General features: G+C 62.7%; 15 protein-coding genes and 1 riboswitch. Of the genes, 11 read left to right on the forward strand and 4 right to left on the reverse strand.

The features are described 5' to 3' along the window. Positions 1–7: 7 nt before the first annotated feature. Positions 8–757, forward strand: a complete 750-nt coding sequence (locus AC1DYO_RS14110; RefSeq protein ID WP_477264103.1) for an enoyl-CoA hydratase-related protein — start codon at positions 8–10, stop codon at positions 755–757. Positions 758–831: 74 nt separating this feature from the next. Here AC1DYO_RS14110 and ppk2 read toward each other — a convergent pair whose 3' ends face one another. After that, positions 832–1737, reverse strand: coding sequence for a polyphosphate kinase 2 (ppk2, locus tag AC1DYO_RS14115; RefSeq protein ID WP_477264105.1), 906 nt, complete (start codon positions 1735–1737; stop codon positions 832–834). A gap of 205 nt (positions 1738–1942) precedes the next feature. On the opposite strand from ppk2, the gene AC1DYO_RS14120 reads away from it, so the two are divergent. From AC1DYO_RS14120 to AC1DYO_RS14130, 3 genes are all read left to right on the forward strand, one after another. Further along, positions 1943–3208, forward strand: a complete 1266-nt coding sequence (locus AC1DYO_RS14120) for an ATP-binding protein (RefSeq protein WP_477264107.1) — start codon at positions 1943–1945, stop codon at positions 3206–3208. A gap of 129 nt (positions 3209–3337) precedes the next feature. Then, a complete protein-coding gene (gene phoU / locus AC1DYO_RS14125; RefSeq protein WP_477264109.1) occupies positions 3338–4063 on the forward strand; it encodes a phosphate signaling complex protein PhoU in 726 nt (241 codons plus the stop codon). A 94-nt stretch (positions 4064–4157) separates the two neighbouring features. Then, entirely contained in the window at positions 4158–5165 is a 1008-nt protein-coding gene (locus AC1DYO_RS14130; RefSeq protein WP_181056252.1) for a magnesium and cobalt transport protein CorA, read from the forward strand. A gap of 160 nt (positions 5166–5325) precedes the next feature. Here AC1DYO_RS14130 and AC1DYO_RS14135 read toward each other — a convergent pair whose 3' ends face one another. Beyond that, complete coding sequence (locus AC1DYO_RS14135; protein WP_477264111.1) at positions 5326–5844, reverse strand: GcrA family cell cycle regulator; 519 nt, start codon at positions 5842–5844, stop codon at positions 5326–5328. A 357-nt stretch (positions 5845–6201) separates the two neighbouring features. On the opposite strand from AC1DYO_RS14135, the gene AC1DYO_RS14140 reads away from it, so the two are divergent. The 3 genes from AC1DYO_RS14140 to AC1DYO_RS14150 all read left to right on the forward strand — a co-directional run bounded on the left by AC1DYO_RS14140 (position 6202) and on the right by AC1DYO_RS14150 (position 9457). Further along, entirely contained in the window at positions 6202–7401 is a 1200-nt protein-coding gene (locus AC1DYO_RS14140; RefSeq protein WP_477264113.1) for an acetylornithine transaminase, read from the forward strand. Between the two features lie 17 nt (positions 7402–7418). Further along, positions 7419–8330: an ornithine carbamoyltransferase gene (gene argF / locus AC1DYO_RS14145; RefSeq protein WP_477264115.1), complete on the forward strand. Its 912-nt coding sequence runs from the start codon at positions 7419–7421 to the stop codon at positions 8328–8330. Positions 8331–8425: 95 nt separating this feature from the next. Beyond that, entirely contained in the window at positions 8426–9457 is a 1032-nt protein-coding gene (locus AC1DYO_RS14150; protein WP_477264117.1) for an Hsp33 family molecular chaperone, read from the forward strand. A 245-nt stretch (positions 9458–9702) separates the two neighbouring features. Here the strand turns inward: AC1DYO_RS14150 and apaG are convergent, their stop codons facing one another. After that, a complete protein-coding gene (gene apaG, locus AC1DYO_RS14155; protein WP_142868334.1) occupies positions 9703–10095 on the reverse strand; it encodes a Co2+/Mg2+ efflux protein ApaG in 393 nt (130 codons plus the stop codon). Between the two features lie 222 nt (positions 10096–10317). Here apaG and AC1DYO_RS14160 point away from each other — a divergent pair, with 222 nt between their 5' ends. The 3 genes from AC1DYO_RS14160 (at position 10318) to AC1DYO_RS14170 (ending at position 12158) form a co-directional block, all read left to right on the forward strand. Beyond that, complete coding sequence (locus AC1DYO_RS14160; RefSeq protein WP_477264120.1) at positions 10318–11472, forward strand: ceramide glucosyltransferase; 1155 nt, start codon at positions 10318–10320, stop codon at positions 11470–11472. A 106-nt stretch (positions 11473–11578) separates the two neighbouring features. Next, positions 11579–11848 carry a BrnT family toxin gene (locus AC1DYO_RS14165; protein WP_477264180.1) on the forward strand — a complete coding sequence of 90 codons (270 nt, stop codon included), beginning with the start codon at positions 11579–11581 and terminating at the stop codon, positions 11846–11848. After that, the gene (locus AC1DYO_RS14170) at positions 11832–12158 is read left to right on the forward strand and encodes a BrnA antitoxin family protein (RefSeq protein ID WP_477264122.1); all 327 of its coding nucleotides are present in this window, start codon (positions 11832–11834) and stop codon (positions 12156–12158) included. Before AC1DYO_RS14165 ends, AC1DYO_RS14170 begins: the two co-directional genes overlap by 17 nt. A 21-nt stretch (positions 12159–12179) precedes the next feature. On the opposite strand, the gene AC1DYO_RS14175 is transcribed toward AC1DYO_RS14170, so the two are convergent. Beyond that, complete coding sequence (locus AC1DYO_RS14175) at positions 12180–13370, reverse strand: O-succinylhomoserine sulfhydrylase (protein ID WP_477264124.1); 1191 nt, start codon at positions 13368–13370, stop codon at positions 12180–12182. 57 nt (positions 13371–13427) lie between these two features. After that, positions 13428–13505, reverse strand: a riboswitch (SAM riboswitch). Positions 13506–13644: 139 nt separating this feature from the next. Between AC1DYO_RS14175 and AC1DYO_RS14180 the strand changes: the two genes are divergently transcribed. Then, complete coding sequence (locus tag AC1DYO_RS14180; protein WP_477264126.1) at positions 13645–14739, forward strand: 2'-deoxycytidine 5'-triphosphate deaminase; 1095 nt, start codon at positions 13645–13647, stop codon at positions 14737–14739. The last annotated feature ends 76 nt before the right edge of the window (positions 14740–14815 follow it).

A 14815-nucleotide genomic window follows, 5' to 3' on the forward strand; every position in this document is an offset into this window, starting at 1 on the left:
ACGACAAATGAGCTTTGACCCCCAACCCGAATTGCGTGGCCACACGCTGGTCGTCACCGTGTCGTCGCATGACGGCCGGCCGGTGCTGGACGGGCGCGCCTATGCAAGCCTGGCCAGGACCTTCCATGAAGCCGCCGTCGACGACAATGTCCGTGTCGTGGTGCTGCGTGGCCTCGCCGGCTGCTTTTGCCTCGGTGGCGATTTCTCCGAGTTCCTCGATTCCACCAAGCACCAGCAGCTGATCGCCGCCGTCACCGACATGTTCCGCACGCTGGCGACGTTTCCCAAACCAGTGCTGGCCTGTGTCGACGGCGATGCCGTCGGTGTCGGCTGCACCATCCTGTTCCACTGCGACATGGTGATCGCCTCGAGCAACAGCACCTTCCGGGTGCCGTTTGTCGATTTCGGTCTGGTGCCGGATGCGGCAACCTCCATCCTGGCGCCACAGAAGCTCGGCTATGCCGGCGCCTTCCGCTTCTTTTGCCTGGGCGACACACTCGGTGCCGAGGACGCAAGGGCACTTGGCCTCGTCGCCGAGATCGTGGCCGATGGCAGTGCCGAGGGGGCAGCGCTCGGCAGGGCAAGGCAACTGGCCAAGAAGCCGGTTGCAGCCCTTTTGCAGACGCGCGGCCTGCTCAAGGGCGATACGGGCGTGCTCTGCGACCGTATCGATCAGGAGATCACGCTGTTCCAGCAGGCGCTTCAGGACGACACCACGCTGAAGCGGCTGCAGCGGATCGCCCGCCTGGCCGCATGACGCCAGCCGCATAGTCGCGATGAAGACAACTGAGCCCGTCCCGCATCAGGGATGGGCTCTGTGCCCTTCAGCGTCTACTTCTCCAGGAATGATGGCCCTTCGCCGATGATCTTCTTGTCTTCCTTGCCGATGGCGTCGAGATCGCGCCCATCATAGGGCAACGACAACAGGATGCGCCGCATGACGGCCAGCCGCGAGCGTCGTTTGTCGTTGGCCCGCACGATGATCCATGGCGCGAACTGCTTGTGCGTGCGCTCGACCATCTGGTCGCGGGCCTTGGTGTAATCGTCCCATTTGGTGATGCCTGCAATGTCGATCGGCGAGAACTTCCAGTTCTTCAGCGGAGACCAGCGGCGGTCGTGAAATCGTTCGAGCTGGGTTTCGCGGCCGATGTTCAGCCAGAATTTGAAGAAATAGATGCCCTCATTGGAGATCATCCGCTCGAAATGTGGCGTCTCGTCGAGGAATTTCTCGTGCTGCTCCGGCGTACAGAAGCCCATCACCGGCTCGACGCCGCCGCGATTGTACCAGGAGCGGTCGAGGGTGACGAATTCGCCCGATGTCGGGAAATGGTCGACATAGCGCTGGAAGTACCACTGCCCGACTTCCGTCGGCGTCGGCTTGGTCAGCGCCACATTGCGTGCAGTTCGAGGGTTGAGATACTGGCGCAGCACGAAGATGGTTCCGCCCTTGCCGGCGGCGTCGCGTCCCTCGAACAGCGATATCACCCGCTTGCCGGTCGCCTGCAGCCAGGCCTGCGCCTTGACCAGCTCGATCTGCAGCCGCTCCAGTGTCTCGTCGTATTCCTCGCTCTTCATCTTTTTGTCGTAGGGGTAGTCGCCGGCAGTCAGTTTGTTGTCCTCGATCCAGTCCGGAAGCTCGGGATTCTCGATATCGAACTCCCGCTCCTTGCCGTCGATCCTGATCTTCAGCGGACCTTTTGCCGGCTCCGTGGCGGGACTTTCCTTGGCTTTTTTCATCGAGACGCACCTTTCCAGCTTGCGGACTCATGCTATGGGGAGGCACTACAGCGCCGCGCGTCCCGTTTGGACGCGCAAAGGACGCTGTAGCACTTTGATTTTGCGCATGATCCTTTCCGAAAATCGATTCCGATTTTCGGGGTCATGCGGCAACCCGGTCCAGCGGAAGTTTCGGCCGGCCGGCGCAAGGGCTCGGGACGCGCGAATGGCCGACGTTGGCACAGAGCGGAAAACGACAGTGCAAGCCGTAGCCGCCCGGCTGTGGAACGGCCGTTGGCTGCTCGCCGCCGGCATCGTCGCGGTCGCGGCCGTTTATGGCTATGCCGGCATGTCCGTCTATGTCGTTCTGCTCGCCTGTGCGGTGCTGCTTGCTGCCGCGATGCTGCCGACCGGCGGCGCCGGCCGGTCCCCCGAGAGCATTGACGCGATCGAGGCCAGTGGGCTGCAGCGGCTTTCCGGCGAATATCTCGCGGCTGCCGTTGCCGATCCGCTGATCATCTTCGACCGCACCGCCACCATCGTCCACGCCAACGCCGCCGCCTTTGCCGCCTTTGGCGGGATCGCGCCCGGCCTGTCGCTGTCGCTGAAATTCCGCGCTCCCGAAATGCAGGCCTTGCTGGACGGCGTGCTGTCGGGAAGCGTCGCCTCGGATGCCGTCGACTACACCGAGAAACTGCCGGTCGAACGCGCCTACCGGGTCAGTGCGTCCTCGGTCGGACACGCCACCGATCTCTTTGTGCTGGTGTTCAAGGACCAGAGCGAGACGCGCCGCATCGACCGCATGCGCGCCGACTTCATCGCCAATGCCAGCCATGAGCTGCGCACGCCGCTAGCCTCGATTTCCGGCTTCATCGAGACGTTGCGCGGCCCGGCCCGCAATGATCCGGCGGCGCGCGAACAGTTCCTGCAGATCATGCAGAACCAGACCGGCCGCATGGCGCGCCTGATCGACGATCTCCTTTCGCTGTCGCGGCTGGAAATGAAGCCCTATCTGAGACCGGGAACCGAGGTCGATCTGCGCCAGACCATCGACAGCGTCATCGACTCGCTCGGCCCGCTCGCCAGGGAGAACGGCGTAGTCATCGAGCGCGACTATGCCGAAGGGCCACTCGACGTGCCCGGAGACCGTGACGAGCTCTTCCAGGTGTTCGAGAACCTGTTGGAAAACGCCTGCAAATACGGCCAGCCGGGTGGGCGCGTCACGGTGTCGATCGCCGGGGGCGAGGCCGGTCCCGAACCGGGCATCGACGTCACCATCAGGGACTATGGCCCCGGCATTCCCGAAGAGCACATTCCGCGCATCACCGAGCGCTTCTACCGCGTCGATGTCGAGAGCAGCCGCACCCAGAAAGGCACCGGCCTTGGCCTGTCCATCGTCAAGCACATACTGACGCGTCACAACGCCAGACTTTCGATCAAGTCGGAAGTTGGCAAGGGCGCGGCGTTCACGGTCCATTTGCCGGCGCGCTGAAGCAGTACTATTTGCTAACTGCCTGTTTCTTCTTTCTGTCATCCGGCTAGCGTATCAGCACAGGATTCGAGGAAACGACTCAAAAGGCCAAAGATTCCAGGCCAAGGATTCCAGGAAGGCATTTCGTCCATGCAGTCCGTACACATTGTCAGCGCCTATGACGAAGAGCTGAAATACCTGTCGAAGCGCATCGCTGCGATGGGCGGGCACGCCGAGCGTATGGTCGAGCAGGCGATCCAGGCACTGGTCAATGCCGACCCGGGCCTCGCCCAGAAGGTCATCCGCGATGACATTGTCCTCGACGAGGGCCAGCGCGAAATCGACGACAAGGCCATTGTGATCATCGCCAAGCGCCAGCCGATGGCGACGGATCTGCGCGAGATTGTCGGCGCGATCCGTATTTCCGCCGACCTCGAACGAGTCGGTGACCTCGGCAAGAATGTCGCCAAGCGAGTGGTGAGCGTAATCGACGGCCGCCAGCCGACCAGCCTGTTTCGCGGCCTCGAGGCGCTGGCCGATCTGGCGCTGACCCAACTGAAGGAAGTGCTCGACGTCTACGCATCGCGTTCGGTCGACAGGATAGGCTTCGTGCGCGACCGCGACGACCAGATCGACGCCATGTATACATCGCTGTTTCGCGAGCTCCTGACCTATATGATGGAAGATCCGCGCAACATCACGCCTTGCACGCATCTCCTGTTCTGCGCCAAGAACATCGAGCGCATCGGCGACCACGCCACCAACATCGCCGAGACCATCTATTACATCGTCACCGGCGACCAGATGCCGGCCGAGCGTCCCAAAGGCGACAAGACCGACAAGGTGGCGCTTCCGGCGGCGCTGCCGGTGAAGTGATCGCGCCCCTCTCGAACGCTTAATCATATTGCGCTAAACTATCGTAGCGTTAAGCTTCTCAGGCCTATTGAAGGTTCTGCGTTCGGAGGCTGCGATGGAATATGTCCGAGAGTTCAAGCCGGCGCCGGCATCGTCCGGCATCATCGCGTCGAGCGTCTACACCGCCGGCAAGCGCATAGCCGACATCCCGATCGAAGAGGCCGGCGAATGGGCGAAGAAATCGGGCCATGTCGTCTGGATCGGCCTGCTCGAACCCGACCGCGAGCTGTTGCTGCGCGTCAAGGCGCAGTTCCATCTGCACGAACTGGCGATCGAAGATGCCGAGCATCCGCACCAGCGGCCCAAGATCGAGCAATATGGCGATGCCCTGTTCATCGTCGCCCGCACCGCCCAGCTGATCGACGGCCGCGTTACCTTCGGCGAAACCCACCTGTTCGTCGGCTCAGGCTATATCGTCAGCGTCAGGCATGGTCCCTCGACCTCCTATGCCGCCGTCCGTCAGCACTGGGAGAGCTGCCCGCATTCGCTGGCCAAGGGCGAGGACTTCGTCCTCTACGCCATTCTCGACTTCATCGTCGACAATTACATGCCGGTGCTCGAGCAGATCGAGGACGAGGTCGAGGCGATCGAGGACAGGGTCCTGCTGAAGCCGATGACCGGTCCGGACATCGAGCGGCTCTACATGCTGCGCCGCGATCTGTTGCGTCTGCGCAATGCGGCACTGCCGCTGGTCGAGGTCTGCCGCCGGCTGACCAGCGCCGACCTGCCGCAGATCCATAGCGCCATGCATCCGTTGTTTCGCGATGTCACCGACCATATCCGTACCGTGCAGGAAAAGATCGACAGCCTGCGCGAGGTTCTGGCCTTCGCCTTCGAGGCCAGTCTGCTGGTTGGCCAGAGCCAGGAAACGGCGAATACCAAGAAGCTGGCGTCATGGGCCGCCATACTGGCGGTGCCGACGGCGCTCGCCGGCATTTACGGCATGAATTTCGATGACATGCCGGAACTGAAGATGGAATATGGCTACCCGGTGGTTCTGACCGCGATCGCCTTGATCTGCTCGTTCCTGTACTGGCGGTTTCGCAAGAACGGATGGCTTTGAAAGAGAGCGAGTAGCGAACAGGGAGTAGCGAATAGCAAAAACGGCTTGCTCCCTGTCACAGAAGCCAAACCGTTTCTATTCGCTATTCGCTATTCGCTATTCGCTATTCGCTATTCGCTATTCGCTATTCGCTATTCGCTATTCGCTATTCGCTATTCGCTCACCTACTCCGCCGCCGCTCCGAAGCCGGCTGGAACGCAACCCTTGCGTGGTACTTGCAGTAAGGTCCAGTTTCGGCGGCCTCGTTGCCGCAGAAGTTGAAGTCTTCCGACAGCGGATCGCCATTCGGCCATTTGCAGGTGCGCTCGGTGAGCTCGGTGAGCTGCAGATGCCTGGAGATCGGGACGACAACGTTTTCGACCGGGCGGATGTAGTGGCGCGCCACCGGCTCGGCGTCGAACTGTGTCTGCAGCGCGGTGGCCCCGATCGACGTGGTGACGTGGCGCTGCGTGGTTGCGGCGCGCGACACAGACTTCTGGATCGAAGATCCCTGCGCCGTCTTCTTCTGGCGCGCCGGCGTTGCGGTAGAGCGTCCGCGGCCCGACAGCTTCAGCCGATGCACCTTGCCGATGACGGCGTTGCGGCTGACCCCGCCAAGTTGGGCGGCGATCTGGCTTGCGCTCAAGCCCTCCGACCACAGTTTTCTGAGAAGTTCGACCCGCTCGTCAGTCCAGTTCATGAGACCGCGCTCCTGCTAAGCGTGCGGCAGCCGGAATCCATTCCCGACCCGGCAACCTTTGCCGGGGCAGACACCACATATATTAGGTGATTAGGTCCGCCGCACGAAATCTAGTTATTTCCCGACTACAATTACCTCATGTGTTGACTCGGTGACAAGAGTCCCAGGTGCAACACGAATCGGTTTTTTCGGTTTTCCCCAACTTGCCCGGTCGCTTATGAGCCGGCGTCTCGTCGGGAGCTTGCCGCGCGCCTTTGCACGACGTTTTCGTTGACTTCATGGCCGAAAAACACGATAAGCCGCAAAGGCCGCCGCTTTGGCGGCTTTTTTGATTTTCCGGTACCGGAGACGCATATAATGAGCGGTTCGGCGCTTTACGAGACCTTTGCTCGCGCACCCCTGGCCTTCGACCATGGTGAAGGCACCTGGCTGGTTACCGACAAGGGCGAGCGATATCTCGATTTCGCTGGCGGCATCGCGGTCAATTCGTTGGGCCACAGCCATCCGCATCTGGTCTCGGCGCTGACCGAGCAGGCGGCCAAGCTCTGGCACGTCTCCAATCTCTACGAGATTCCGGGGCAGACCCGGCTGGGCGAGCGGCTGGCCGAGGCCACCTTCGCCGACAAGGTGTTCTTCACCAATTCCGGCGCCGAGGCGCTGGAATGCGCGATCAAGACGGCGCGGCGCTACCAGTTCGTCAAGGGCCATCCCGAGCGCTTCCGCGTCATCACCTTTGAAGGCGCCTTCCATGGCCGTACGCTGGCGACCATCGCCGCCGGTGGCCAGTACAAATATCTCGAAGGCTTCGGCCCCAAGGTCGAGGGTTTCGACCAGGTTGGCTTCGACGACATCGATGCCGCCGAGAAGGCCATTACACCCGAGACCGCGGCGATCCTGATCGAACCGGTGCAGGGTGAGGGCGGCATCCGCCCGGTGCCGACGCAATCTCTGAAGCGGCTGCGGCAGCTCTGCGACCAGCACGGCCTGTTGTTGATCTTCGACGAGGTCCAGTGCGGCATCGGCCGCACCGGCAGGCTGTTCGCGCATGAATGGACGGGCGTGACGCCCGACATCATGGCGATCGCCAAGGGCATTGGTGGCGGCTTCCCGATGGGCGCGTGCCTCGCCACCGACGATGCCGTCGTCGGCATGACGGCAGGCGTGCACGGCACCACCTTCGGCGGCAATCCGCTGGCGATGGCGGTCGGCAATGCCGTGCTCGACGTGGTGCTCGAAGACGGCTTCCTCGAAGACGTCCAGCGCAAGGCATTGCTGATGAAGCAAGGCCTGGCAAGTGTCGCCGACGAATTTCCCGATGTCATCGAAGGCATCAGGGGCGTAGGCCTGATGCTTGGCCTTAAATGCGCCATGCCCAACACCAAGGTCAACATGGCGCTGCGCGACCAGCATCTGCTGGCGGTGCCGGCCGGCGACAACGTCATTCGGCTGCTGCCGCCGCTCACCGTCACCGACGCCGAAATCAGCGAGGCGCTCGACCGCATCCGCGCTGGCGCCAAGGGCCTGGCCGACGCCATCACCGCGGCCGCCGCGAAGTAACCCCGGAACCATTCCTGATGTCACTTCGCCATTTCACCGATCTTTCCGCCGTTTCCGAAGGCGATCTGCGGTTCATGCTGGACGACGCGGTGGTGCGCAAGGCGCGCCTCAAGGCCGGCGAGCGCACCAAACCGCTCGAAGGCAAGGTGCTGGCCATGATCTTCGATAAGCCGTCGACGCGCACGCGCGTCTCCTTCGACGTCGGCATGCGCCAGCTCGGCGGCGAGACCATCATGCTGACCGGCACCGAAATGCAGCTCGGCCGCTCCGAGACCATCGCCGACACCGCCAAGGTGCTGTCGCGTTATGTCGACGCCATCATGATCCGCACCACGTCGCATGAGCGGCTGCTCGAGCTGACCGAGAACGCCACCATTCCGGTCATCAACGGGCTGACCGACGATACCCACCCCTGCCAGCTGATGGCCGACATCATGACCTTCGAGGAACATCGTGGTCCGGTTGCCGGCAAGACCATCGCCTGGACCGGCGACGGCAACAATGTGCTGCATTCGCTGCTCGAAGCCTCGGCGCGCTTCCGCTTCAACCTCAATGTCGCCGTGCCGGAAGGCAGCGAGCCGGCGCAGAAGCACATCGACTGGTCGAAGACCAATGGCGGCAAGCTGCATTTCACCCGCTCGCCCGAGGAAGCCGTCGATCAGGTCGATTGCATCGTCACCGACTGCTGGGTGTCGATGGGTCAGGAACACCGCGCCCGCGGCCACAATGTCTTCTCGCCCTATCAGGTCAATGCGGCGCTGATGGCAAGGGCCAAGCCCGACGCTCTGTTCATGCACTGCCTGCCGGCGCATCGCGGTGAGGAAGTCACCGACGAGGTCATCGACGGCCCGCATTCGGTGGTCTTCGACGAAGCCGAGAACCGGCTCCACGCCCAGAAGGCGGTTTTGGCCTGGTGCTTGGGCGCGTGAAGTGTCTGGGCGCTTGATCTGCGGGGGCGCGATGCCTATTTGCGCCGCATCACGCAAATCAAGCGCGTTTGGACGCATGTGCCCCTCCGGGCCGCATGGCCGCGCCCTGGAGCTTTGTCATGTTGGAAACGTATCAAGTGACTGAACATCACCCCAAACTCGGCGAGTTCGGCTATGCCGGCGACGATCACGTCGTGCCCTTCGAGGTCGGCCCGCTCGACGTGCGCGGCCGCACCGTGCAGCTCGGGCCGATGCTCGACGCCATTCTCAGCCGCCACGACTATCCCGAGCCGGTTGCCCGCCTGCTGGCCGAAGCCTGTGTGCTGACGGTTCTGCTTGGTACTTCGCTGAAGTTCGAGGGCAAGTTCATCCTCCAGACCCGCACCGACGGGCCGGTCGACATGCTGGTCGCGGATTTTTCCACGCCCTCGGCATTGCGCGCCTATGCGCGCTTCGATGCCGACCGGCTGGAAGCTTTGGTGGCCGCCGGCGAGACCTCGCAGCAGACGCTGCTGGGCAGCGGCGTGCTGGCGCTGACCATCGACCAGGGCGCGCACACTCAGCGCTATCAGGGCATCGTCCAGCTTGACGGCGAGACGCTGGAAGACGCCGCGCGCACCTATTTCCGCCAGTCGGAGCAGATCCCGACCGATCTCAGGCTTTCGGTGGCCAAGCTTCTGACGCCAGGCCCCGGCGGTGCGCGCGAACAGTGGCGCGCCGGCGGCATACTGGCGCAGTTCCTGCCGCAGTCGCCCGAGCGCATGCGCGTGCCCGACATTTCGGGCGGCGACGGCGATCCGCGCGACGTGACGCATGAACCGGCCGACAATTCATGGCGTGAGTTGGTGGCGCTGCTCGGCACCATCGAGCCGACCGAACTGATCGACCCGACCATCGGCGCCGAGCGGCTGCTCTACCGGCTGTTCCACGAACATGGCGTGCGCGTCTTCGGCGGCGTGCCGGTCGCCGACCAGTGCTCCTGCTCGCGCGACAAGATCCGCGGCATCCTCGAAGGCTTCTCCGCCGAAGAGATCAAGGAGAGCACTCAGGATGGCGGCATCCACGTCGCCTGCGAGTTCTGCTCGACACAGTACGACTTCGACCCGGCCGAATTCGCGGCTCAGTGAAACGCTTCCTTCTCCCCGTTTCACGGGGAGAAGGTGCCGGCAGGCGGATGAGGGGCAGCGCGACGTGGGCGAATAGCCGCCGCGTATCTCACTCAGGCGCCGTTGTGGGCGGAAGATAGTCTCACCAGTCCGGCGCCGCCCCTCGTTGCCCTGCCGTGCGTTCGTCACTCGAAAAGCCAAGCAATTGGCTTTTCGTCCGCTTCGCGGACCATTCCTCAACTCCCCGTAGAACGGGGAGAAAGACGCTAATTCACCGTCCGCCTCGTCCCCGGCAAATCCAGCGAAAACGCCGGAATAGCGATGTCGAACGTCTCGCCCCTTTTGTTGCGCATGGTGTAGTGCCCGACCATGAAGCCGGACGGTGTCGAGAGTGGGCAGCCTGAAGTATATTGATAGCTGTCGCCGGGATTGAGCTCCGGCTGGTCGCCGACCACGCCGGCGCCGCGCACCTCCTCGACCCGGCCGCTGCCGTCGGTGATGTGCCAGTAGCGCGACATCAGCTGCACGAACTCGTCCGACTGGTTGTCGATCGTCACCTGGTAGCCCCAGACATAACGGTTCTCCTGGGGATCGGAGCGATCCTCCAGGTAGAACGGTCTGACCTGCACTTCGATGTTGCGCGTGACGGCGCGGTACATGGGCTGCTCCAGTTGCGCGGCAGGAATATTTGTCGCGTTGCGCGGTTGATACGCGCAGAGCGGCATGTCCTGCCAGCCTCAAAGCGCAGGTGCCGACAAACAATGTCATTTAAGTGACACATGACAATGTTGGTGTGCACAAACTTTGCCGGGCGACTCAAGGCCCCATCTGTCGACTGACGAAGCGGCCGCGAGCGGCCTTTCCGGAGTGACCAGATCTCGATGGAACTAGCTCTCATAGCCGCCTTCGCTTCCTCCGCTTTGCTTCTTTCCGATCTCGCCAGCATCCTGCTTGCATCGTCGAAACTGAAAGCGCGGTGCCTCATCCCTCCGCCATCCGGCAACCAGCCGCCGGTCTCGATCGTCGTGCCGTCGCGCGGCGTGGAGCCGTTCACGCAGGAGACGCTTCAGCGCGCCTTTTCGCTCGACTGGCCGCGCTACGAGCTGATCTTCTGCGTCGCCCATGCCGAAGACCCTGTGGTCAAGCTCATCAACGCCGCAATCGCCGGCCATCCCGAGATTCCGGCACAACTGCTGATCGGCGATGACCGGGTTAGCGCCAACCCGAAGCTCAATAACTGTGTGAAGGGCTGGCAAGCGGCGCAGCACAATTGGGTCATCCTGGCCGATTCCAACGTGCTGATGCCTGTCGACTATGTCCAGCATCTAATGGCGGCCTGGCGGCCGGACACCGGGCTTGTCTGCTCGACCCCGATCGGCTCGCGGCCGGATGGTTTTTGGGCCGAGGTCGAATGCGCCTTCCTCAACACGCTGCAAGCGCGCTGGCAATATACCGGCGAGGCGCTGGGCCTCGGCTTTGCCCAGGGCAAGAGCATGCTGTGGAACAAGCCGATGCTCGACGCCAATGGCGGCATCGAGGCGCTTGCCGCCGAGATCGCCGAAGATGCTGCCGCGACCAAGCTGGTCAACGGGCTCGGCCTGCGCGTCAATCTCGTCGCCTCGCCGTTCGAGCAGCCGCTCGGCCAGCGCACCTTTGCCGAGATCTGGTCGCGACAGACGCGCTGGGCGCGGCTGCGCCGCGTCACCTTCCCGCTGTTCTACACGCCCGAAATCCTGACCGGTGTGGCGGTGCCGCTGCTGCTCGCGCTGGTCGCGGCGGCAAGCGCCGGCGTCGGCCTGCCCACCACGGCTTTGTGCGTCCTGGCCTTCGCCTATGCGCCGGAATGCCTGCTCGCTTGGGCCAAGGGCTGGTATTTGTCACCGCGCATCGTCACTGCCATGATCGTGCGCGATGTGATGCTTCCGGCCATCTGGACGCGCGGCTGGCTCGGCGGCGCGGTCGAATGGCGCGGCAACGCCATGACCATCCGCACCAAGGCGATGACGGAACTGGAAGAGGCCTCGTCAGGGGCGTGATTCCGGCAGCTCAGCTTGATTTCGCGATTCAATTATCGTATATACAAAATTATTGAATTTCCCTCTATTTTTGTGTACACATAATTTATGGAATGCGCCGTTGGCGATGCTGTTCGAGTGGGATGAAAACAAGGCAAAGACAAACAGGGCCAAGCATGGCGTGGACTTTGCGATCGCTCCGTCCTTCGATTTCGCCAATGCTCTTATCAGGCTCGATGACAGTGAGGACTTTGGCGAGGATCGTCTCGTTGCGATCGGTCTGATCGCGGCTGGCGTCTATGTGATGGTTTATGTCGAACGACGCCACGCCATCCGCGTTATTTCACTACGCAAGGCCACAAGGCAGGAAATTAAGGACTATGTCGAAAACCTCTAAGACCATCGTGCACCGCGAGGCTACTCCGCCAAAGCAGTCACGTGCTGATGCCTTGGCGCTTGCCAGCAAGGCGCTGGCCGCGATGACCGACAAAGAAGATGCTGCGATCACGGCTGCCGCTGAAGCCGATCCTGATGCGTTGCCGACAGATACGGTTTCTCGCCGCAAGGCCGGCCGGCCGCCGCTCGCGCGACCCAAACGTGCCGTACAATTGCGCCTCGACGCCGATGTTCTCGACCGCTTCAGGGCCGACGGTGACGGTTGGCAGACGCGGATGAACGAAGCGCTGCGCAAGGCCGTGGGTCTGTAATCCCCGGTCTGCCTCTTTCCGCTATTTGGCCGCCTTCAGCGCCTGCTCGATATCCTCAAGCAGATCGTCCGTATCCTCAAGACCAACCGACAGCCTCAGCGTTCCCGGCCCGATGCCGAGCTCGGCGCGCGCCTCATCGCTGAGGTTCTTGTGCGTCGTCGTCGCCGGATGGGTGATCAGGCTCTTGGCGTCGCCGAGATTGTTGGAGATCAGCACGATGTCGAGCGCGTTCTGCAAGGCGAAGGCTGCCTGCTTGCCGCCCTTGACGTCGAGGCAGATCAGCGTCGAGCCGCCCGTCATCTGCTTTTTGACGATGTCGGCCTGCGGATGGTCGGCGCGGCCGGGATAGATGACGCGCACGATCTCCGGCCGTTCCGCCAGGAAGTCGGCGATCTTGCCGGCACTTTCCGTCTGCTGGCGCACACGCACCGGCAGCGTCTCCAGCCCCTTCAGCAGCGTCCAGGCGTTGAACGGCGACAGGCTCGGACCGGTATGGCGGAAATAGTCGTGCAGATTCTCGTCGATCCACTTCTTGTCCGACAGGATGATGCCGCCAAGACAGCGCCCTTGGCCGTCAATATGCTTGGTCGCGGAGTAGACGACGATGTGGGCGCCGAGTAGCAAGGGCTTCTGCTGCAAGGGCGTGGCAAAGACGTTGTCGACGATCAGCCTGGCGCCGATCGAGGTCGCGAGCGATGCGACAGCGGCAATGTCGACCACTTCCAGCGTCGGGTTGGTCGGGCTTTCCAGGAAGAACAGTTTGGTGTTGGGCTTGACCGCCTTTTCCCAGTTGGCGATGTCAGTGCCGTCGACCAGCGTCGCCTCGATGCCATATTTCGGCGCCAGCGTCTCGACCACCCAGCGGCAGGAGCCGAACAGCGCGCGTGCCGCCACGATGTGGTCGCCGGCCTTGGCGCTGCACAGAAGGGCTGCCGTCACCGCCGCCATGCCCGATGCCGTAGCGCGGGCATCTTCGGCGCCTTCCAGCGCGCACATGCGCTTTTCGAACATATCGACGGTCGGGTTGGCGTAGCGCGAATAGATGAAACCAGGCTCTTCGCCCTTGAAACGGGCTTCGGCGGCCTGCGCCGTCTCGTAGACATAGCCCTGGGTCAGGTACATCGCTTCGGACGTCTCGCCGAATTGCGAACGCAGGGTTCCCCCGTGCACGAGGGCGGTTTGAGGCTTCCAGTTACGCTTCTTGGTGCTCATCGCTTTTGTTCCAGACACAAAAAAACCGGCCGCGAAAGTCGCAACCGGTCCATACGGCCTTGCGGCCCGACGGTCCTTTAGCGACTTGTTTAACGTGGCTGCAAGCCGACCGGCCAAATCACCACGGGATAACGACCCTTTAGACCTCAGCCATGCTTGCGTCAATTGCCGGCTTCATTAAGAGGTTTGTACCAGGCAGGTTCCGCAAAAGTGTCCAGCGGTTTTGCGGCAAGAACCTGCCACAAAGAGACCGGCCTTGGAACGGAGCCAGCCATTGCGGCAGACAGGCATTCTTCCCGATCAGGATATTTCCGCGCTGTTTCAGTCCGGCGCGTTGAAGTCGCCGCGCGCACTCGATTCCGATCAGGTGCAGCCGGCGAGCCTCGATCTCAGGCTCGGCGACAAGGCTTTTCGCGTCCGCGCCTCCTTCCTGCCAGGCCCCAACCACAAGGTGTCGGAGAAGCTCGAGCGGCTGAAGTTGCACGAGATCAGCCTGACCGAAGGCGCCGTACTGGAAACCGGCTGCGTCTACATCGTGCCGCTGCTCGAAAGCCTCGCTCTGCCGGACAACATTTCGGCTTCGGCCAATCCCAAGAGCTCGACCGGACGGCTCGACATCTTCACCCGGGTGATGACCGATCGCGGCCATGAGTTCGACAAGATCGCCGCCGGCTATCACGGTCCGCTCTATCTCGAAGTCAGCCCGCGCACCTTCCCGATCGTCGTGCGCGCCGGCTCGCGGCTGTCGCAGATCAGGTTCCGCACCGGCAATGCTTTGCTGTCGGAGGCGGAGCTGAGCGAATTGCATCGCTCCGAAATGCTGGTGGCGACCGAGCCGCCCAACATTTCCGGCGGCGGCATCGCGCTGTCGATCGATCTGGACGGCGATCACAATGGGCTGGTCGGCTACCGCGGCAAGCATCACACCGGCCTGGTCGATGTCGACAAGCGCGCCGCCCAGGATGCCGTCGACTTCTGGGAACCGCTCTACAAGAGCGGCGCCGGTGAACTGGTGCTCGATCCCGACGAATTCTACATTCTGGTCTCGCGTGAGGCCGTGCACGTGCCGCCGCTCTACGCCGCCGAGATGACGCCCTTCGATCCGCTCGTAGGCGAATTTCGCGTCCACTATGCCGGCTTCTTCGATCCGGGCTTTGGCCATTCGGCGTCCGGCGGCACCGGCAGCCGGGCGGTGCTCGAAGTGCGCAGCCACGAAGTCCCGTTCATCCTAGACCATGGCCAGATCGTCGGCCGGCTGGTCTACGAGCACATGCTGAAACGGCCGCAGGCGCTCTACGGCACCGATCTCGGCTCGAATTACCAGGCTCAGGGCCTGAAGCTTTCCAAGCATTTCCGCACCGCCGGCTGAACCCTCAATCACCGTCGGGCAAAATACTTGCCTGTGCCGGCTCGCCATGCTTGGCTGTCCCTGCTGCCGGAAAACA

It is taken from the genome of Mesorhizobium sp. P2_F5 (genome assembly GCF_056403715.1).

Bases quoted from the DNA above. Each gene is read 5' to 3' on its own strand.
- AC1DYO_RS14110 (WP_477264103.1), top strand. From the start codon at position 8: ATGAGCTTTGACCCCCAACCCGAATTGCGTGGCCACACGCTGGTCGTC.
- ppk2 (WP_477264105.1), bottom strand. From the start codon at position 1,737: ATGAAAAAAGCCAAGGAAAGTCCCGCCACGGAGCCGGCAAAAGGTCCG.
- AC1DYO_RS14120 (WP_477264107.1), top strand. From the start codon at position 1,943: ATGGCCGACGTTGGCACAGAGCGGAAAACGACAGTGCAAGCCGTAGCC.
- phoU (WP_477264109.1), top strand. From the start codon at position 3,338: ATGCAGTCCGTACACATTGTCAGCGCCTATGACGAAGAGCTGAAATAC.
- AC1DYO_RS14130 (WP_181056252.1), top strand. From the start codon at position 4,158: ATGGAATATGTCCGAGAGTTCAAGCCGGCGCCGGCATCGTCCGGCATC.
- AC1DYO_RS14135 (WP_477264111.1), bottom strand. From the start codon at position 5,844: ATGAACTGGACTGACGAGCGGGTCGAACTTCTCAGAAAACTGTGGTCG.
- AC1DYO_RS14140 (WP_477264113.1), top strand. From the start codon at position 6,202: ATGAGCGGTTCGGCGCTTTACGAGACCTTTGCTCGCGCACCCCTGGCC.
- argF (WP_477264115.1), top strand. From the start codon at position 7,419: ATGTCACTTCGCCATTTCACCGATCTTTCCGCCGTTTCCGAAGGCGAT.
- AC1DYO_RS14150 (WP_477264117.1), top strand. From the start codon at position 8,426: ATGGCCGCGCCCTGGAGCTTTGTCATGTTGGAAACGTATCAAGTGACT.
- apaG (WP_142868334.1), bottom strand. From the start codon at position 10,095: ATGTACCGCGCCGTCACGCGCAACATCGAAGTGCAGGTCAGACCGTTC.
- AC1DYO_RS14160 (WP_477264120.1), top strand. From the start codon at position 10,318: ATGGAACTAGCTCTCATAGCCGCCTTCGCTTCCTCCGCTTTGCTTCTT.
- AC1DYO_RS14165 (WP_477264180.1), top strand. From the start codon at position 11,579: ATGCTGTTCGAGTGGGATGAAAACAAGGCAAAGACAAACAGGGCCAAG.
- AC1DYO_RS14170 (WP_477264122.1), top strand. From the start codon at position 11,832: ATGTCGAAAACCTCTAAGACCATCGTGCACCGCGAGGCTACTCCGCCA.
- AC1DYO_RS14175 (WP_477264124.1), bottom strand. From the start codon at position 13,370: ATGAGCACCAAGAAGCGTAACTGGAAGCCTCAAACCGCCCTCGTGCAC.